Origin of the sequence: Psychrobacter sp. AntiMn-1 (assembly GCF_001854065.1) — a bacterium.
Classification (GTDB): domain Bacteria; phylum Pseudomonadota; class Gammaproteobacteria; order Pseudomonadales; family Moraxellaceae; genus Psychrobacter; species Psychrobacter pacificensis.
This window is the reverse complement of record NZ_CP012969.1, coordinates 504069-523900: the sequence shown is the minus strand read 5'-3', so window position 1 is coordinate 523900 and position 19832 is coordinate 504069. Positions and strand designations below refer to the sequence as shown.

Annotated in this window: 15 protein-coding genes and 1 pseudogene; 8 read left to right on the top strand and 8 right to left on the bottom strand. The window is 44.2% G+C overall.

Going from position 1 to position 19832, the window contains the following annotated elements; translation table 11 throughout:
* Positions 1-36: 36 nt before the first annotated feature.
* From AOT82_RS02075 to cysG, 3 genes are all read right to left on the bottom strand, one after another.
* Complete coding sequence (locus AOT82_RS02075; RefSeq protein WP_071001587.1) at positions 37-3912, bottom strand: SbcC/MukB-like Walker B domain-containing protein; 3876 nt, start codon at positions 3910-3912, stop codon at positions 37-39.
* Positions 3913-3990: 78 nt separating this feature from the next.
* The gene (locus AOT82_RS02070; RefSeq protein ID WP_071001586.1) at positions 3991-5562 is read right to left on the bottom strand and encodes an exonuclease SbcCD subunit D C-terminal domain-containing protein; all 1572 of its coding nucleotides are present in this window, start codon (positions 5560-5562) and stop codon (positions 3991-3993) included.
* A 162-nt stretch (positions 5563-5724) separates the two neighbouring features.
* A complete protein-coding gene (gene cysG, locus AOT82_RS02065; protein ID WP_071001585.1) occupies positions 5725-7347 on the bottom strand; it encodes a siroheme synthase CysG in 1623 nt (540 codons plus the stop codon).
* A gap of 415 nt (positions 7348-7762) precedes the next feature.
* Here cysG and AOT82_RS14165 point away from each other — a divergent pair, with 415 nt between their 5' ends.
* Together AOT82_RS14165 and AOT82_RS02060 are read left to right on the top strand one after the other, a co-directional pair.
* Entirely contained in the window at positions 7763-7909 is a 147-nt protein-coding gene (locus AOT82_RS14165) for an SDR family NAD(P)-dependent oxidoreductase (RefSeq protein ID WP_083328815.1), read from the top strand.
* On the top strand, positions 7866-8237 hold the full coding sequence (locus tag AOT82_RS02060) for an SDR family NAD(P)-dependent oxidoreductase (RefSeq protein WP_071001584.1): 372 nt from the start codon (positions 7866-7868) through the stop codon (positions 8235-8237). The genes AOT82_RS14165 and AOT82_RS02060 overlap by 44 nt, the downstream gene beginning before the upstream one ends.
* A gap of 34 nt (positions 8238-8271) precedes the next feature.
* Here the strand turns inward: AOT82_RS02060 and AOT82_RS02055 are convergent, their stop codons facing one another.
* The 3 genes from AOT82_RS02055 to AOT82_RS02045 are packed head-to-tail and all read right to left on the bottom strand — an operon-like array spanning position 8272 to position 11237.
* Positions 8272-8910 carry a phosphoadenosine phosphosulfate reductase domain-containing protein gene (locus AOT82_RS02055; RefSeq protein ID WP_058025150.1) on the bottom strand — a complete coding sequence of 213 codons (639 nt, stop codon included), beginning with the start codon at positions 8908-8910 and terminating at the stop codon, positions 8272-8274.
* A 58-nt stretch (positions 8911-8968) separates the two neighbouring features.
* Positions 8969-9559 carry a DUF934 domain-containing protein gene (locus AOT82_RS02050; RefSeq protein WP_071001583.1) on the bottom strand — a complete coding sequence of 197 codons (591 nt, stop codon included), beginning with the start codon at positions 9557-9559 and terminating at the stop codon, positions 8969-8971.
* Positions 9552-11237, bottom strand: coding sequence for a nitrite/sulfite reductase (locus AOT82_RS02045; RefSeq protein ID WP_071001582.1), 1686 nt, complete (start codon positions 11235-11237; stop codon positions 9552-9554). The genes AOT82_RS02050 and AOT82_RS02045 overlap by 8 nt, the downstream gene beginning before the upstream one ends.
* A gap of 355 nt (positions 11238-11592) precedes the next feature.
* On the opposite strand from AOT82_RS02045, the gene sat reads away from it, so the two are divergent.
* Complete coding sequence (sat, locus tag AOT82_RS02040) at positions 11593-12855, top strand: sulfate adenylyltransferase (protein WP_071001581.1); 1263 nt, start codon at positions 11593-11595, stop codon at positions 12853-12855.
* Positions 12856-12959: 104 nt separating this feature from the next.
* Here the strand turns inward: sat and AOT82_RS02035 are convergent, their stop codons facing one another.
* On the bottom strand, positions 12960-13478 hold the full coding sequence (locus AOT82_RS02035) for a hypothetical protein (RefSeq protein ID WP_071001580.1): 519 nt from the start codon (positions 13476-13478) through the stop codon (positions 12960-12962).
* A gap of 366 nt (positions 13479-13844) precedes the next feature.
* Here AOT82_RS02035 and AOT82_RS02030 point away from each other — a divergent pair, with 366 nt between their 5' ends.
* The 5 genes and pseudogenes from AOT82_RS02030 to AOT82_RS02010 all read left to right on the top strand — a co-directional run.
* A complete protein-coding gene (locus AOT82_RS02030; RefSeq protein WP_071001579.1) occupies positions 13845-14972 on the top strand; it encodes a sulfate ABC transporter substrate-binding protein in 1128 nt (375 codons plus the stop codon).
* Between the two features lie 258 nt (positions 14973-15230).
* Positions 15231-16322 carry a sulfate ABC transporter substrate-binding protein gene (locus AOT82_RS02025; RefSeq protein ID WP_071003608.1) on the top strand — a complete coding sequence of 364 codons (1092 nt, stop codon included), beginning with the start codon at positions 15231-15233 and terminating at the stop codon, positions 16320-16322.
* A gap of 227 nt (positions 16323-16549) precedes the next feature.
* Positions 16550-17434, top strand: a complete 885-nt coding sequence (cysT, locus tag AOT82_RS02020) for a sulfate ABC transporter permease subunit CysT (protein ID WP_071001578.1) — start codon at positions 16550-16552, stop codon at positions 17432-17434.
* A 1-nt stretch (position 17435) separates the two neighbouring features.
* Positions 17436-18374: a sulfate ABC transporter permease subunit CysW gene (gene cysW, locus AOT82_RS02015; protein WP_071001577.1), complete on the top strand. Its 939-nt coding sequence runs from the start codon at positions 17436-17438 to the stop codon at positions 18372-18374.
* 97 nt (positions 18375-18471) lie between these two features.
* Positions 18472-19191 (top strand): annotated as a pseudogene (locus tag AOT82_RS02010) (sulfate/molybdate ABC transporter ATP-binding protein); the annotation flags it as partial.
* 130 nt (positions 19192-19321) lie between these two features.
* On the opposite strand, the gene AOT82_RS02005 reads toward AOT82_RS02010, so the two are convergent.
* The gene (locus AOT82_RS02005; protein ID WP_071001576.1) at positions 19322-19651 is read right to left on the bottom strand and encodes an ArsR/SmtB family transcription factor; all 330 of its coding nucleotides are present in this window, start codon (positions 19649-19651) and stop codon (positions 19322-19324) included.
* Positions 19652-19832: the final 181 nt, after the last annotated feature.

The window sequence follows — 19832 nt, the reverse complement described above, 5'->3', positions numbered from 1 at the left end:
AAGTAGAGTAGAAAGTAGCACACTGACTAGCTTAAATTACGAGGCTTTTTCACTGACAACTTTGTGACATCCTTGACCACTAATTCGGCTAAAGCCGCCCGAGAGCTTTTCGACCTTAATTTGGGTTAAGATACGATCTTTTAGCGCCTGTACATGGGATATCACCCCGATTAATTTTCCTTCTTGTTGCAAGTTGGTCAGCGTATCTAGCGCAATATCCAAAGACTCTTCATCCAAGGTACCAAAACCTTCATCCAAAAATAGCGAGTCCACGCGGATATTTTGGCTCGCCATTTGTGACAAGCCTAATGCGAGCGCCAGACTGATGATAAAGCCTTCACCGCCTGAGAGATTTTTGGTACTACGAATCTCGCCACCTTGATAATTGTCAATGACGTTGAGCTCAAGCGGGCTATTGTCATCACGAGCCAGCAGGTAGCGATCACTCATTTTTTGCAGCTGAGTGTTGGCATGATTAACCATCAGATCAAAGGTAAGTCCTTGAGCAAAGGTACGATACTTTTTGCCATCAGACGAGCCAATCAATTTATGTAGCTGTTGCCACACTTGTAACTTCTCTTTTTGGGCATTGATGGCATCAATCTGTGCCTGTTGCGTGCTTTTCTTATCCTCATTGTCTCGTAACTGCTGACTGATTGCACCAATTGACTCAATGCAGCTATTAAACTTCTCTTGGACTTGCGCTTGCTGCTGGATAAGCGTTTCTTTATCGTCTGTTGTCAGCGGATTAGCTTGCTTATCTTCTAATGCTTTCTCGGTTTCTTTCAATAAGGATTGCGCTTGCTTGTGTGCATAATCAATACGTTCTTGCTGCTGTTTGAGTGCATTACGCTCATCCATAGGCAAGCGCGCCGCCAAAAATTCTGCTTCCGTATCAAAGCTGGAGGAGGCAAGTGCCGTTTGGAACTGGTTTTCTAGAACCTGCACGGTATCAGCTGCTGCTTTGATTTGCTGGGTGATCTGCTCTCGTTGGTCTTTTAGCTGCTTGAGCGTGTATTCAGCACTGTCTAGTTGTCTTTGGGCAACGGACTGATCGGTTTTCGCTTGTTCTAATGCCTCGCGCAAACGCTGCTCTTCTGCATCGGGATCTTTGTCGGCGAAGACATTGACTCTGTGTGTTTGTAGCTGCTCAAGCGCCTTTATTTTTTCAATCACGAGTTGAACCAGACTATCAAGCTCCTGTTGGTCTTTATCCAACTGGGTTTGTTTGGTATCGATCTGTATTTCTAGACCGCCTAGTTCTGTCGCTAGCTTTTGCTGATGCTCTTTATAATTATTAAGCTCATTTTTTATGGTTATAAGCGCTGCGTGCTGCTGACGCAATGTCGTGATATGCGTATGATAATCCGCCTCGTTTAGGATAACTTGGCTATCAATACTTTCCATCAGGGGATGTAAAGTTGGCTTCGAGGCGCGTATCTGCGCGATTGCGTTTGACTGAAACGTGCCAGCCGCGTATCTTTCTAAGAGCTGAATGATGTCATTTTTAAGGGTGGTTAATTCAGAGAAATTATCGTGAATGTGTTTATCTGTATTATTTATACTCACGGATGTTATTTTGATATTCGTCTCAATCCCATTAATATCGCTTGCCAGCTTATGCTGCTGTTGTGCTAATGCGCTAATGTCCTCGCGCATGGTAGCGAGCTTCTCGCCAAGCCTCTGATAATTGGACAGCGTGCCTTTAAGTGATGCTTTACGTTCGGTCAATTGATGTTGAGTGCTCTTTAACACCGGTATTATATCTACATGTGTCTCAAATTGCTGCAATGGTTGTATCATTGCCGCGATAAAAGGTGAGTAGTTTTCCTTCAGGACTAAACTCACTGACTGCTTGATATCAGCTGCCAGTTTTTGTGCTTGATCTTGTAGTAGGTTTTTCTGATTTTGCTGTCGCTCAAGCTGCTGCTGTTTGGTTGCTTGACTGATACGATGTACAGATAAGCTGTTTTCCAAATCGGATATGGTGGTGTCCAGCTCTATCATTTGTTGCTGAATCTGATCTGCTTCGGTATCTGATATCAAATGCGGGTGGTTTGCGCCATAAGGATGCTCAAGCGATCCGCACAGCGGGCAAGGATGACCGTCTTTTAGATCAGCAATGTGGCTTTCTAGAGTGGCTACTTTTTGTAGTAGATATAACTGTGTTTGTTTGTCTTGCCGCTTGTCTTTAGTGGATTGGATAGTGGATGATTTATTAGTAATGATATCAGCCAGCACTACCAGATCGTCTTGTATTACTGGTAGCTCAGTGTCTATATCTTTGATCTGTGCGCGAAGCTCATTGAGCTTATCTGCTTTTGACTCTATTTGTTCAAGCTGACGATCGAGGCCATCTATCTGTTCTTGTTCGCTGTGTATCTCAGGTAGAGACTGTCTTTCAATTAATTCGGCTTGCTTTTGTTGTAATTCCTCGATCTGAGCTTGCAGAGCTTTTTCTTTAGCCGCTTGATCCTTTTGTAGTGGATACAAGGTTCTAAGATGGCTTTGATACTGGTCTGTATTGTGTTTTTGGTTGGCCTTGTTGATATTTAAATCAGCATTGTCTTGGAGTAGTGCTTTTAAACTGGTGCAATAACTCTTAAAATTAGCAATATCGCCGTCGATGTCATTTAAGTCATTTGCACCATTAAGATTGCGCGCTATATCTGCTAATTGGGATTTATTTTGTACTGCTTGTTGTTGATGGTGATCAATCTCTAGGCGTAAGCGCTGAGTATGGTCCGATAAAGTATTCTCCCTTTGCTGCGCTTCTTTTAATCCCTGCGTTTGCTGCGTAATGTCGATATCTAGCCTACGCGCTTCTCTAATATTAGGTAAGGTGGATCGCAGCGCCTCATCAGCGGCTTGTACGCGAGTTTTTACGGTATCTAGCAGCACGTTCGCTTGGTGTAAGTTATTCTGTGTTTGCGGCAGCGTATCGTTAATTCCTTGCTGTTCATTTTGTAAACGTTTTAGATTATTGCGGTCAGAGGCAAGCTTTCCGTATTGACTATCAATCTCCAACGCCTTATTGGCAGCGGTTAAGCGGGTAGCGTCATGGATAAAGTCTTGCTGAGCTTGCTGAGCCTGCGCTAGATCATTTTGATAAGTGTTCAGTTTTTCTTTTGATTCTGTGACGCTATCTAGCCACTTTATCTTTTCGACCAAATCTTGAATTTCTCGCTGCTGCGTACTCTGGGTGCTTTGATATGACTGCAAATCGGCTCTTAATTGACCTTCTTCTTCGGTATCTAAAAGTGCCAAGCCATCTAAACCATATTGCAGTTTACTCAATATCTCTTCTTCAGTGCGCTTCTTATTATGAACATGTGTTGAAATGGTGGCATAAATATCAGTGCCTGTAATTTTTTCTAAAATATCGGCACGCTCGTCAGCTTTTGCCTTCAAAAAAGCTGAAAAACTGCCCTGAGCCAGCAATATAGAGCGAGTGAACTGCTGAAAGTCCATCCGAGTCAGTTCAATTATTTTATTTTTGGTATGTTTTAGCGTGCTCTCTAACAGCTCATCTTTTTTTGATGAGTCATCAACGTTTATCTTAGCAATTTCATGAGTGGCGTCTTGCAGATTGCCATCTGCCTTATTATAAGCACGGCGCTGTCCCCAACGGCAGCGGTACTGCTCACCATTTAAATCAATCACGACTTCAGCGAAGCATTCCGCTGTTTGCCGCGTCATTACTTCATTGCTGCTTTTGCTGATACTGTTGATCCTTGGTGTTTCACCATATAGCGCCAGACAAATCGCATCCAAGATGGTGGTCTTGCCAGCGCCAGTCTGTCCTGTGATCGCAAAGATACCCTCATTGGTAAAGGCGGTGTCAGCAAAATCAATATGCCATTCACCTTTGAGAGAATTGAGGTTTTTGAGTCTGAGTTCGATTAGGCGCATGGATATATCTTATTATTAGTGATAGCAGCAACTGCAAAAATTTAGAAAATAGAAATGCGATAATGATTCACACTTATATTATTCTGCCTGTTTGTCCTCATGATGTAAGTGATAAAGTATCTGACCATAGGCATCACGCAACAAGTCTTTTTGTGACTCAGCCACCTCATTAATCGTCAAGCAGCGCTCAAATACTTCCATCTCATTCAAGTCTTGCAAATTCTCCGAGGTTTGCTGTTGGTTAAGCACTTTATTATAAGTGCGGGTGTTCTTAATCTTTAATACCTCACATGTCAGCCCATCTACCATCGCTTGTACTTGCTCACGTAAGTCACTGACAATCTCGTCACCCGTATAAACCACCTCTAACCAAACAGAATCCGTTGGTGTGAGTGATTTTATCGTTTGTGAGATTGTGGTTAGGTCACCAGATATCTGCGCTAGCTGTTGGAACTTTGGAATGGGTAGAGAAACTACTTGCATCTGATTGTGGTCATCATGATGCAAAACTTTGTTAGAAGTAATGGAGTCGTTAGGTTTGGGTTTATGCTGTTTTTGATCGTCAGTGTTCGCTTGAAGAGCCGCTGTTGTTATCTCATGATTATCAGCTGGCGCGTCAAATCCAAATAAGTCATCCATATAGACAGTGGCTTGACTCGCTATTTTCTTAGCAGTCTTTTCTGCTGATTTTTCAACCTTAGTAACCGTATTAGATAGATGAGGTACAACGCTATCAGATGTGATGTTTACTTCTATGATTTCATTATCAACATTAGCTATAGCACCAAACTGTACCAGCAATACTTGTTTTTGCTGTTTTGCCTCCCCAAAGCCCATTGCAATGGGTGAGCCTGAGTAGCGAATACTCTCACGACCGCCAACGCGCTGTGGTACGTGCAAATGCCCAAGGGCGACATAGTCAAAACCCTCATCAAACATATCAGCGGAGATTTTGCCAAGTAAGCCAACATAGAGATCGCGCACGCCGTCATCATCGGTTGTTTTGCCACCAGCGGCGAATAGATGACCTGTGGCAATGATAGGGATATGCCGTTGATGAGCTTTTATTAATTTGGCCTGCTGTTCTCTAGCAATCGCTGCTACTTCATCATAGTGGGCGTGAATACCTTTGATAACATTGGCGTCTTTGCTATCCGCAGACTCGCCAGCGCTACTGCTACGTACATCACGGTCGCGCAGGTAGGGTACAGCGGCGATAATGCAATGAGGATTGTTATCATCATCACCTAAGACCAATACCTCATCTTCTAAATCATCACAAGCAGTCCCAATCACATGGACATTCAAAAATTTGAGCACATTGCTTGGCGCATCCAAAAACGTCGGTGAGTCATGATTGCCTGCGACAATGACCACATGCTGACAGCAGGAACGTGAGACCTTACCCAAAAACTCATAATATAGCGCTTGGGCTTTATTGCTGGGCGTCATGGTATCAAAGATGTCACCTGCGACAATCAATATATCTACTTGCTGTGCGCTAATGGTGTCTTTTAGCCACTGCAAAAATGCCTCAAACTCTTCATAACGCAGACGACCATAAAGCCTGCGCCCCAAGTGCCAATCGGACGTGTGCAATATTTTTAAAGGTCTAACAGAGATATATTTAGAAGCAATAGATAGGGGCATAGTTTGGCTTATCATTAAACGTCAGAACATTAATTAGGTAGCTTTCATTCTAGCAAGAATCGTTGAGATTTTCTCTGTTGCCAAAAGAAAACCCTACCAATAGATAATTGACAGGGTCGCTTTGCGGTACAGGTAATAATAAAACACAGAAGATTAATCGATTTAATCGATGATGAGCTGCTCTAGATCGTCCCCTGAATTTGTCGCAAGATTTGCAATCATCGATAGCGCATGAGCTTGTTGATCTATGGGCTGTTTGACTGCTTCACCTCTTGAGCCTTCACGTAACCAGTTTTTAGCTATGTCATCGCTGCTTTGGTTGTGCTGCTGATTTTGTAAATTGTACCAAGCCAAATCATGATGCAAGCTGACCACGTCGCCCATAATAAGCAGGGCAGGCGTCGGCAGCTGAGCGGTTTCTTGCTGATTGACGATGCTGGCAAGCGTACCTGTTAGGACTTGCTGATTGGGCATACTGGCATTAGAGACAATGGCAATTGGCGTATCAGCGCTACGACCAGCGTCAACCAAGCCTTCAGTCAAGCGCGCCAGCGAATGCAGACCCATATAAAATACCACCGTCTCATCGGTGTTCAAGAAGTTTTTAAAGTTGTTGTTGGGTGCACCTGCCTTCAAGAATCCTGTCACAAAACGTACGGACTGTGAGTGGTCACGGTGAGTTAAGGGTATGCCAGCATAGCTAGCAGCGGCATTGGCAGCGGTGATCCCTGGTACGACCTGATACGGCACACCATGAGCGCGCAGGCTTTCAATTTCTTCACCGCCACGACCAAAGATAAATGGATCGCCACCTTTTAATCGAACCACACGCCGACCTTCTTTGGCGCTATTGACCAATAACTCATTGATGCCAAGCTGCGCGACAGTATGGTTACTGCGTTTTTTACCGACAAACACTTTGTCTGCATCACGGCGGCAAAGATCCAGCACTTGTGGAGATACCAAGGCGTCATAGTAGACAATATCGGCTTGCTGCATCAAACGCAGCGCTTTAAATGTCAAAAGCTCTGGGTCACCAGGGCCTGCGCCAACGATATAGACTTCGCCGACGGGGGGTGATTTTTTTTCTGACTCGTCTGATAGCGTAGGCGTTGTATTTTCCGCAGCATGGGCTTTATCATGAATAGCAGCGGCAGTACTATCTAAATCCGCTTGCAACTGAGCAGCCGCTTCGGTTTCATTACCAGCAAACATCAACTGGCTGACTTGACCTTCAAACGCACGCTCCCAAAATTGGCGGCGTCCAGTCAGCGTTGGTATTTTGGACTTTACCTCACTGCGAAAATCCCCTGCCAACTTGGCCAATTTACCATAGCCTTGCGGGATTAAGGTCTCAAGGCGTGCCCGTAATAGCCGTGCCAATACAGGCGCTTTACCATTTGATGAAATGCCGATGACAATAGGGTTACGATCAATAATGGCTGGAAAGATAAAATCGCACAATGGCGGCGTATCGACCACATTGACCGGGATATTTAGCTCAGTCGCATCTGCGTGAATCTCATGGTTAAGCGCTTCATCGTCAGTCGCGGCAATGATCACGCGAGCGCCTGACATATAGGATTTGTGATAGTTTTTTTCAATCAACTCGTGCTTATTGTCACTCAGTAACTCTCGTATTTCGTGGCTGATATTAGGCGCAAGAATCGTAATGCACGCACCCGCACGGCTGAGCAAGTCCGCTTTACGCAGTGCCACTTCGCCGCCGCCCACGATGAGCACTTTACGGCCTTCTAATTTAAAAAATAGCGGGAAGGTGTTCATAGTGTCACCATATATTGAATTATTTATTATATAGTCGAACCACTATTAAAGTGTTACAGCGTTAGACTCGTTTAGCCTACTACTGTAGTACTTGCACTCGTCTGCCTTGTACCACTTTTAATATTGATTGACTATAAAAGTAGAAAAGATATAAGGAATGCCGCCATTATGAGGTATCACAGACACACTCTCACCTAATGAATTGGCATTAGTATATTTGTTTTTTGAATATTAATTGATATTTTTCTTGCTAATAGGAATAGATTAAATGATTTTCTCAAATCAATAAATTCTCTAATACACGCTAACATATCCCAAAATTAGGGTGTGCTAGCATGTCTTAAGGTAATTAATCGTATATCAATAATTCACAATATTTAAAAAGAGTAAGCATACTATGAAACTATAAGACAGAGTGGCGATTATATTTGGTGGCGCTTCAGGGTTGGGCGAGGCGACGGCAAAGGCGTTTGCTAATGAAGATGCTAAAGTCGTCGTCACAGGACGCGATGAGGAAGATGGCAGAAGATGGCAATCGAATCGTCAAAGACATTACAGATAACAATCAAGATGCCATCTTCGTAAAAGCTGATGTAACACAAAAGAGTGATATTCAAGCCGTAGTTGATAGCGCATTAACGACTTACGATAAAATTGATATTTTGTACAATGGTGCTGATATTCATGATGGTTATGACAATGCTGTTGAGCTAGAAGAAGATTTTTACGATAAATTGATGGCGATTAATATCAAAGCGCCTTATCTGGCTTCAAAAATGGTGATTCCGCATTTATCAAGCAAGGTGTCGGTGCTATTATTTAGGTCGCAAATAGCTTTAGTAGTTGCAAATATGATCGTCAATCATAAAAAAAGCCCTCTCTTAAATTAAAGAAAGGGCTTTTTTCATTCAGAAAACACTAAAATTAAAGCTGAGTATGCAGACCGCACTCACGGCTTTCTTCTACTTTAGTTGGATCAAAGTAGTCATGCTCGTTTGGCAAGTTGTGCTCATCTAAGTACACATCCAAATCTGCATCGGTTTTTTCAAACAATGGCGCTACTTTCAATACACCGTCTTTTGATAAGCTAAGTACATCAAGCCCTTGACGGAACTCAGTTTGGTCTTTACGAATCGCGTTAAACCATACGTCAGGCTTTAGCTCAGCAAGGGCGCGGCGGAATGGCTCAAGTTTCACTTGTTCAGTGAACTCGCCATGTTGCGGGTTGTCAATGCCTGGGATACCATTCATGGTTGAATCACGGTGTGCAGCGGTTTGTTTTGGGATATAAGTCACAACGTTGAGATCAAGATCACGAATCAATTTGTTGGCAAATTGATAGGTCGCATCGGTGTTATAGCCTGAATCTACCCACAATACCGTGATGTCAGGGCGCTGCTTGGCAACCAAATGCAAGATCGCTGACTCATAAGGACGGAAGTTGGTGGTGATGATTGGGTTTTTGGCTTGCGTCAATGCCCACTCAACGATTTGCTCAGGTGATTTACCTTGCAAATCTTGGTTTGCTTGGTCTATATCTAGGTTTGGGTGTAATTGGCTCATAATACATTCCTTAATAATTGTTAATATAAAAATAGCGATTTGATAGTGAATAATAAAATCAGTTTTTTGAGAACATCGGTAATGCTGAAGCGTCTCGACCATCATAGCTACTGGCTAGGGCAGTGAAGGCTTGGCTAATATCAGATTTAGCATCATGCTCATTGAGTACAAAGCTGGTCGCACCAGCGCGCAGCAAATAAGCGATTTGATCACGACCAAACGCGCCTGCCATGCGAATATCACCTTCATAACCAAGCTGACGCAGGGTCTGTGCAAAACTAAAACCGCGACCGTCCACAAAACTTGGGACATGAATGACGATCAAGTCTTGCGTCAATAAAAAGTCTTTTACATCAGACAGATCATCAGCATCGGTGTTGGACGTGATCCACACACCCAATCGGCTGCTGTGCTGCTTGAGGATATCCAATACTTGCGCGAGCAAACCGTTTGCCAGTTTTCCATCAGCATTTAATAAATCTGCTAATGGAACAAGTACATCAACTTTTTCTTGTTTGTGTAACAGCTCAAGTAAGGTCAGGTTTGATAACGCGATACCGTCAGGCAGCTGCGCTGTCGCTAGTGCTTGCCAAGTATCTTCGCCACTGATGTCTGCGCCATGGCTATCGAGCACATGATGATTAGCCATAGACCTTCTCCTTAAAGGGGGCGATACCAACGCGGTCAATCACGTCACCAAAACCCTCAACATCTTGTTCGTTAGTGCCGCGTATATCGAGATACACATCTAAAATGGTTTGTAAGGTGCTGGCCACATCATCCGCTGGCACCGCTTTTCCTAAGATTTTGCCCAATTTGGCGTCATTACTAGAGTTACCGCCAAGGCTAATCTGATACCAGTGCTCGCCTTTTTTGTCCACACCCAAGATACCGATATCACCTGTGTGATGGTGAGCGCAGGCATTCATGCAGCCTGACATGTTTAGGCGAATATCACCAAGATCATACAAGTAATCCAAATCATCGAACTGCTTTTCGATTTGCTCAGCAATATTATGCGTAGTCGCATTGGCCAGTGAGCAGTAATCCCAACCTGGGCAGACAATCATGTCGGTTAAGGTGTTGATATTGGCGCGTGCTAAATGCAAATCTGATAGCTGCTGCCACAATTCATAAAGCTCATTGGTTTGCACATCAGCGAATACCAGATTTTGCTGATACGTACCGCGCAACTCACCAAAGCTATAACGATCAGACAAATCGGCAAGCGCATCCATTTGCGCATCACTCAAGTCACCTGATGGCACATAACGACCGTCCACCAGTCCGGCTTTTAAAGAGATCACGACCGCACGGTAACCGTCCACCTTATGTGCCACAGTATTCTGGTTATACCAGTTGGCAAAGTCTTTATCAGCGTTTAGTTGTTGTTGTAGCTCAGACTGTACTGCGAGCGCATCAAATGACTGATAATCAGGCATGCTAAAGTAGCTAGCAGCGGTGTCAAAATTGTCATCCGTCAAGGTCAGCGGACCGTCTTTGGTGTGTGCTTCCCACTCAGCTTCTACCAGTTTGGCAAACTGATCGCCGCCTAAGCTGTCGACCAAAATTTTAATACGGGCTTTGTACTTGTTATCACGGCGACCGTGCAGGTTATAAACGCGCAAAATGGCATCGAGATAGCTGAGTAAATGCTCACGAGGTAAAAACTTACGAATCGTTTTACCAATAATAGGCGTACGTCCTAAGCCACCACCAACGATCACTTCAAAGCCAAGCTCGCCTGCGTCATTGGTAACGACGTGCAGACCCACATCATGTACTTGCGTTGCCGCACGATCCGCTTCGGTACCGATCACTGCAATTTTAAATTTACGCGGTAAAAAGGCAAACTCAGGGTGGAAGGTTGACCACTGACGAATGATTTCGCAATAAGGACGTGGATCAGCGATTTCTTCCTTATAGATACCCGCATAAGGATCGGTTGTGGTGTTACGAATACAGTTGCCTGAGGTTTGGATGGCATGCATCTGTACCGTTGCCAATTCTGCCAAAATGTCTGGCACTTCTTCTAGTTTTGGCCAGTTCAGCTGAATATTGGTACGAGTCGTGAAATGCCCGTAGCCTTTGTCGTATTTGCGGGTAATCTCAGCCAATTTGCGTAGCTGATAGCTGGCAAGCAAGCCGTAAGGAATGGCAATACGGAGCATCGGTGCATAACGCTGGATATACAAGCCGTTTTGCAATCGCAGTGGCAAAAACTGCTCTTCTGGCAGCTCACCTGCCAAAAATCGTGCGGTTTGGTCGCGAAATTGGGCAACTCGTTCGTCTACTAACGTCTGGTCAGCGTAATTATATTGATACATGACGTAATCTCAGTTTTGTTTTTGGTCTTAAAAGCAGCGATGGCAGCAATCTAATATCTGTGCTCGTAGGTGATAGACTTTACCACAAATCGCAATTTAAACAATTCAGGGTCACATCATATAAGCTTCTATCTATAAACATAAATTCCTTTCAGACATATCCATATCCAAACACAGCATAAATTTTCATAACGAAAGTTAGGTAGCCTATGCTTATCAAATTTAACGCCTGATCACTAGTACGCTACTTCTTATCTATCGACGGCTTTCTTCTCAGTTTTGTATATTTAATCACTTTCGTATTTTTGCTCATCTCTTCCAACCATTCTTTCTAATAAGAGGTTTTAATAACGATATGTCTCAGACCCAGATTCAGACCCAAAGCCAAACTCAATCAAAGTTGGTTCCACCACATGGCAGTGCCGAGCTAAAGCCACTGTTGTTAGAAGGCGAAGCACGCAAGCAAGCCCTAGAGCTTGCCAGCACCTTACCAACCATTACCTTAAGCTCACGCGAGCGTGGTGATCTGATCATGTTCGGTATTGGCGGCTTTACACCATTAAATGGCTTTATGAATAAAGCTGATTGGCAAGGTGTGGTTGACAACATGCGCTTGCAAAGTGGGGATAATAAAGGTTTGTTTTGGCCCATTCCGATCACCTTGTCTGCACCAAAAGCGACGGCGGATAGTTTGAGTCAAGGCGACAAAGTGGCATTGGTCGCACAAGATGGTGAAGTTATGGGCATCTTAACAGTAGAAGAGACCTATACCATTGATAAAGAACACGAGTGTCAGCAAGTATTTACCACCACAGATCCAGAGCATCCAGGCGTCCAGCAAGTGTTGGATCAAGATGAGGTCAATATTGCAGGTAGCGTAGAAGTACTGAGCGAGGGCGAGTTCCCAACGCGTTATCCTGGTATCTATAAAACGCCCGCGCAAACGCGTCAAATCTTTGAAGAGAAAAACTGGAAGACTGTGGCGGCTTTCCAAACGCGTAACCCGATGCACCGCTCACATGAATATCTGGCCAAAATCGCAATTGAGATCTGCGATGGCGTGATGATTCATTCATTGCTCGGCGCACTAAAACCAGGTGATATTCCAGCAGAAGTGCGTCAAGAAGCCATCAAAACCTTGATTGATAATTACTTCAAACAAGACACAGTCATTCAAGCGGGTTATCCATTAGATATGCGCTATGCTGGTCCACGTGAAGCCTTATTACATGCGTTATTCCGCCAAAACTATGGCTGTAGTCATCTGATCGTTGGTCGCGATCATGCTGGTGTGGGCGATTACTATGGCGCGTTTGATGCACAAACCATTTTTGAACAGGTTGGCAAAGACGATCTCATCACCCAGCCGCTAAAAATTGGCTGGACCTTTTGGTGTAATGCGTGTCAAGCGATGGCCTCTGATAAAACTTGCCCGCACGATGCAAGCGAGCACGTCAAAGTCTCAGGCACTAAACTGCGTAAAGCGCTATCAGAAGATCTGGAGGTACCCGACAACTTTAGCCGTCCAGAAGTGCTAGAGATTTTGCGTAATTACTATGCCGGTATTGCTAAAGAAGAACGCGCTGAGGTTAAGCTGACTGGCGCTTCTGCAGTTTAAGATAGTTTTAAAATCTTCAAGCATAAAAAAGGTGTCAGACTTATGGTCTGGCACCTTTTGTTTTTGTCATTTTTAGCATCTCTCACCGCAGTTAGCGTGAGCTATCAAATCGCTAAATCTTCTGTCAGTTTTTGATATTCTCCCGCAAGTGAGGCACCGCCTGAGCAAAAGTAATTCAGCGCATATTTATTTGGGCTATCAATCGTCAGCATATTGTCTTTAAATTGAAAAAAGACGGTGCTGTCATTTGCCTGTGCCTGAAAAATTGTACCGTGTGCCGCGTCTTGCCCCATTAATGTCGCCTTACCATCAAACTGACAAGTCTGTTTTTTGATATCGCTACGCGAGCGAACTTTTATATCGATTTGTTGGTCACTCTCTGCACGCACCATGACGCCAACCCAGTCATAGCCTTGTGCGCGTTTGTCATAATCCGCAGAAGCATAATCACCAGAAATATAGTCTTTCATAACATCCACTGGAATTGAATAAACCGCTACAGCATTGTTCGCAGAACTCTTCACCGCGGGCGTCACATTATGACAACCTGTTACGGCAGCTAGGGTAGTGGCTATCAATGTTAATGCTGCAATAGAATGTAAGCGATGGGACGAAAGAGTCATAAAAAGGCCTTTGGTTAAATAAGACGGTAAAATGGATATAGCATTGGCGCATGGGCCCTACCATATAGAATGAGGGTACAGCCTAGCTAAATTATAGCCTATTTAATAAGCCTGCCTGCAATGATTTACCTCACGTTTCCCATAATTTCCTAAAAGCACATGCTAAGTGCTTATGCCAACATCAAGACTTGATAAGCGGATTCGTCACTAAGCGTTTGCTATTTATGCTGCTAGCATAGCTTTCATCATCCGAAAACCGAAATCAACAGAGTAAAAGTCAAAAGAACCAAGCTCAAATGATTGTAAGCCCTATGATGATGGTCAAAATTTTAACAACACGCTTCTACCACCTTTATCGAGAGCATCATGCAAAAAAAATTCCAAAAATTCCGCATGGCTAGCATCCAGCCAACCAATAATAAACATATAAAAGCGCGGGTACTTACCACTAGCGGCATGCTCGCAGCAGCGATCATGATGACAGGTTGTAGTCCAACCGAAGGGACGCAAAACGAGGCAGAAAACAACGCTAATGGTGAGACGCAGGATGTCAATCTACTCAATGTCTCCTATGATGTATCTCGCGACTTTTATAAAGAATATAACGCGCTATTTAGCACTGACTATCAAAAAGCCCAACCAAACAGCAAAGTAAATATCAATCAGTCGCATGGCGGTTCAAGCAAGCAGGCGCTCTCTGTTGCCAATGGTTTGCAAGCAGATGTGGTCACCTTTAACCAAGAAAGTGATATGAATCTGTTGGTGGAAAAAGGTTTAGTCGCTTCTGATTGGCAGCAGGCACTACCCAATAATGCTGTGCCGTACACCAGCACTATGGTGCTACTGGTTCGTGCAGGTAATCCAAAAAACATTCAGGATTGGTCAGATTTAGCCCGTAACGATATCGATGTGGTCACGCCCAATCCCAAGACCAGTGGTACAGCGCGTTATGCCTTTTTGGGTGCTTATGGCTATGGCTTGCACCAATTCAAAGAAAACAGTAGCGATAAACCAGTTCAAACCAATGACTTTATCAAAAAGCTGTTGGCAAACGTGGTCACTTATGACAATGGCGCACGTGCTGCGACGACCAGTTTTACCCAGCGCGGCTTAGGTGATGTACTCATCACCACCGAAAATGAGGCGAATTTGGCCGCTCAGCAATTTGCCATGGGTCAGGTCGATATTGTCTATCCCAGTTACACGATTACGATTGCCAACCCAGTAGCAGTCGTTACGGCAGTGACTGATAAAGCGGGCAAGACCGAAGCGGCAAGTGCCTATCTAAAAGGATTATGGGACAAGCCTGCCCAAGAGCTGATGGCAAAAATGTATATGCGTCCGAGTGATGAGCAAATACTTGCCGCCCACAAGGACACATTACCTGATATTGAAACGTTTGAGCCTGTCGCCGTCTTTGGCCCATGGGCAGAGATTATGGATACTTTCTTTGTAGACGGTGGTCGTTTCGATCAGCTGGCAAGTACTAAGTAGTCGTTAATTTCTGGCTTGTAGAATGATCTGTCTTGGCCGTTATCAGTGAAACACGGACAAGATAGATAAGACGTATCCAATGCTAAAATCAGAAAACAGTTGGTTATGCGTATATAATTTTCATAAATTATTGATATGATTGGCTTTGCCTGCTTGTTATTCCCTTTTGGCAATAACATACGCATATTCATCATTAAACATAATAAGATGGCGCTGTTAGCATACTTGCATTACACAACAGACATCTTTGAGGTATTTATGACAGACGTAGCTCGTTATCAACAAAAGAGTAAAACCCTTAGTGCCTTGAGCATTGCTGGCGTTGTTCTGACATTGGGTCTAGCTGGCTGTAGCAACAGTGAGACGACTGAGGCGGCAGCTGACGGTTCAGCGACGACAGAAGGGCAGAATATTGAGCTACTCAATGTCTCATACGATGTGGCACGTGACTTCTATAAAGACTACAACCCTTTGTTTGTTGAGCATTATAAAGCGGAACATCCAGACAGCAAGATTCTAATCAAGCAGTCACATGGGGGCTCAAGCAAACAGGCATTGTCTGTGGCTAATGGTCTACAAGCCGATGTTGCCACCATGAACCAAGGCTCTGATATCGAGCTACTTGAGAAAAAAGGCTTGGTTGAGTCAGATTGGGAAAGCAAATTCCCTGACAACGCAGTGCCGTTTACCAGTACGATCGTATTTTTGGTACGTAAAGACAATCCAGAAAATATCAAAGACTGGGAAGATTTGACCAAAGACGGTGTTGAGATTGTCATGGCCAATCCAAAGGTCACAGGTAACGGTCGTTATGCATTCTTAGGCGCCTACGGTTATGGTCTACATGCTTTTAATCAAGATGAAACAAAAGCTCAAGGCTACGTCAAAGACATGCTAAAAAATGTCAAAGTCTATGAAAACGGCGGACGTGCCGCGACAACGACTTTCGTACAGCGCGGTATCGGTGATGTATTGGTCACTTTTGAAAACGAGGCCAACCTTGCAGCGACTGATTTTGGTGCGGGTCAAGTAGATATCGTTTATCCAAAATACTCAATCAAATCAGAAAGCCCTGTGGCAGTTGTGAAGACGGTAACAGACAAAAAAGGTACCACAGACGCGGCCAAAGCGTATCTTGATTACTTGTGGAGTGAGCCTGCTCAGCAACTAGCAGCCGATTTATACTTACGTCCTAGCGTTAAGAGCGTTCTTGACAAAAACAGTGACAAATTGCCACCTGTTGAAACTTTCCGCCCGAACGATGCCTTTGGCACATGGGATGAGATCATGAGCACCTACTTCAGTGATGGCGGTGTGTTTGATCAGTTGGCTGTTAATGCGCCGCAGTAATCGCCTGCTACGTATATAAGAACTGCTAGTGCGCTAACCACTAAAACTGGTTGAAGCAGTTAATCGTACAGTCAGTCATTAAGCACCCCATAAAGGACATGGTCGTATGCACTATGTCCTTTATATTGTAAGCCGACCAATAATAATTTTAATAACAGTTGTGATAATAATGGTCTTACGGTGAGCACCCTCGCTAAGTACCATCAGTTAGGCAATAGGACATCACTATGAGTGCAACATCTTCTTCTGCCAGCAAACCCACCAACAAAAAAGGGTGGTTGACACGCTTGCGTCAGCGCAATGTGCTACCTGGGTTTGGTCTGAGCATGGGCATCACTGTCTTTAGTTTGTCATTACTAGTGGTGCTACCGTTTGCCATGATGGCCTATACCACAACTCAGATGGGTTGGACGGGTTTTTGGGAAACCATCACCCAGCCGCAAGTCACTGCTGCAATTAAGCTCAGCTTATGGATGTCATTTTTGGCGATGCTGACCAATATGGTCTTTGGTACACTGGTTGCGTGGGTACTTGTCCGCTATGAGTTTTGGGGTAAGTCGTTAATTAATGCCTTGGTTGATTTGCCATTTGCACTACCAACCGCCGTTACAGGTATCTCGCTTGCGACGCTATACGCGCCTAATGGCTTGATTGGTCAATGGTTTGCCAAGTTCGATATTCAGGTCGCCTTTACGCCGATAGGTATTTGGCTAGCATTGGTTGTGGTGAGCTTTCCCTTTATCGTCCGTGCAGTACAACCAGTACTCGCAGAGCTATCGGTTGAGTTTGAAGAAGCCGCAGCCGTATTGGGTGCCAATCGCTTAACCACTTTTCGTAAAGTGATTTTGCCAGAACTACTGCCTGCACTACTAATGGGTGCAGGTATGATGTTTGCCCGTGCTACTGGCGAGTATGGCTCCGTTATTTTTATCGCGGGTAATATTCCGATGCAGTCTGAGATTTTGCCGCTCATCATTATCAGTAAACTTGAGCAGTTCGATGTTCAAGGCGCTTCTGCGGTTGCACTGTTTATGCTACTCATCTCATTTGTGATTTTATTGACCATCAATATCATGCAGTGGAAACTGTCACGCCGCGTAGGAGCTCGCTAATATGCAAATATCTAATAGCTACGACTACCAAAGCAACGCTGCGACCAAAGACACGCCATGGATACGCCGTACCTTTATTGTGATCGCTGTGCTGTTTATGGTCTTAATGCTGGTGGTGCCATTATTGGCTGTGTTTTATGAGGCTTTTAAAAACGGCTGGCAGTTATATCTTGCGTCATTGGTTGACCCTGAGGCATTACAAGCGATCAAACTGACATTGATCACAGCGGCGATTGTTTTACCGATCAACATGGTCATGGGTATTGCGATTGCATGGTTGGTCACACGCTATCAGTTTAAAGGTAAGCAGCTGGTCACCACCTTACTTGATTTACCATTTTCCGTATCACCTGTCGTTGCCGGTGTGATGTTTGTGCTGCTATTCGGACTGAACTCTACGATTGGTGGCTGGCTTGAGAGCATAGGTTTTCAAGTCATCTATGCGGTGCCTGGTATTATTCTGGCGACGCTATTTGTGACCTTTCCGTTTGTGGCACGTGAGCTGATACCATTGATGCAGACACAAGGTGACTCTGAAGAGCAAGCAGCGTTGACCTTAGGCGCGACTGGCTGGCAGACCTTTTGGCATGTGACATTGCCTAATATTAAATGGGCGCTGCTATATGGTTTGATTTTGACCAATGCACGTGCGATGGGCGAGTTTGGTGCGGTCAGTGTGGTATCTGGTCACATTCGCGGTGAGACCAATACCATGCCGCTATTGGTTGAGATTGCCTATAATGATTATAACTTTACCGCTGCATTTGCCTTATCGAGCTTACTTGCCGCACTTGCCTTAGTGACGCTACTGATTCAGCAAGTCATGACCAAAATGCAAGAGCGAAAATTTGCTAAGTCTGAACGTTTGGCGGCTGCCCCTGAGCTACCAGTGAGTGCCAATGCGACGACGTCAACGGCTGAGAGTGCTAGTAAGCTATAAGTTGTTTGGGTAAGTATTCAGGATTGTTCAATCATATTGACACAGTCGTTAAGACATCAGTCTCAATACGACAAAAGATATTATAAGAGATACCATTATGAGCATTGAGATTCGCAACGTTAATAAAAAATTTGGTGACTTTACGGCTTTAGACAATATCAATATTACTGTGCCAACTGGCAAGCTGACGACCTTGCTAGGTCCATCAGGCTGCGGTAAGACCACATTGCTACGTATCATTGCGGGTCTGGAATATGCCGACTCTGGACAGGTACTGTTTGATGAGATGGATGTCACCAATACGCCAGTACAGAAGCGTCATATTGGCTTTATGTTTCAGCATTATGCGTTGTTCCGTCATAAGAACATCGCAGATAACGTTGCCTTTGGATTGACGTTACTACCAAAGAATGAACGTCCTAGCAAAGCGGATATCGATAAGCGCGTGGCAGAGCTGTTAGATCTGGTACAGCTCCCACAAGTTGCCAATGCGTATCCGCACCAACTGTCAGGCGGTCAGCGTCAGCGTATTGCGCTAGCACGGGCACTTGCGGTCAAGCCAAAGCTACTATTGCTGGATGAGCCATTTGGTGCGTTAGATGCCAAAGTACGTAAAGAGCTGCGCACTTGGCTAAAGAATATCCACCACGAGCTTGGTATCACAAGTATCATGGTGACCCATGATCAAGAAGAAGCCCGCGCCGTCTCTGACGAGATCGTCGTCATGAATCAAGGTAGAGTAGAGCAAGTAGGAACGTCAGAGGAGCTGATACACCAGCCAGCCAATGCCTTTATCAGCGACTTCTTAGATTTGGCTTAGCGGCTCAGCTTTTATCTCATTGTCATTCATAACTGATGAGCCAAAAAAAATCCTACTTAGGTAGGATTTTTTTTGGCTTGTTGAATCATACAGAATGCAATTAACTACACTTGTCTATCTATAACATTTAAGCAAGTCTCGATTCATCTTTATCTGAATCACTTGGAGAGAGTTGATCATAAGTGATATTCAAGATGTCTTGACACCATTCTGGTAAGTCATCAGCGACTTCATACCACATCCATGTACCGTCACGTACACAGCTTAAGATACCCAGTTTTTTCAAATGGTTCAAATGACGCGATATCGTTGGTTGCGGTTGATCAAGCATGTCTACCAAATCACCCACGCAACGTGCTTCTTTTTTAAAAAGAATTTGAAATATTTTTAGGCGTGTTTGATCAGATAGGACTTTGAACAAATCGATAGGTCGTATCGTAAAATTATTATCAGACATAGGAAAATTCCAATGGACTTCGTTTATAGGGGTTCAATATAATAGCAGTTATCTAGAAAATCGATTAAAAAATAAGCAAAATTACAGTTCGTCGTTAATTTACTACCTTCTATAATATTCGGTTACATGGACGCTTATAGCCACTTACATAGGTGAATGGTGCGAAATACAACTGTACCAT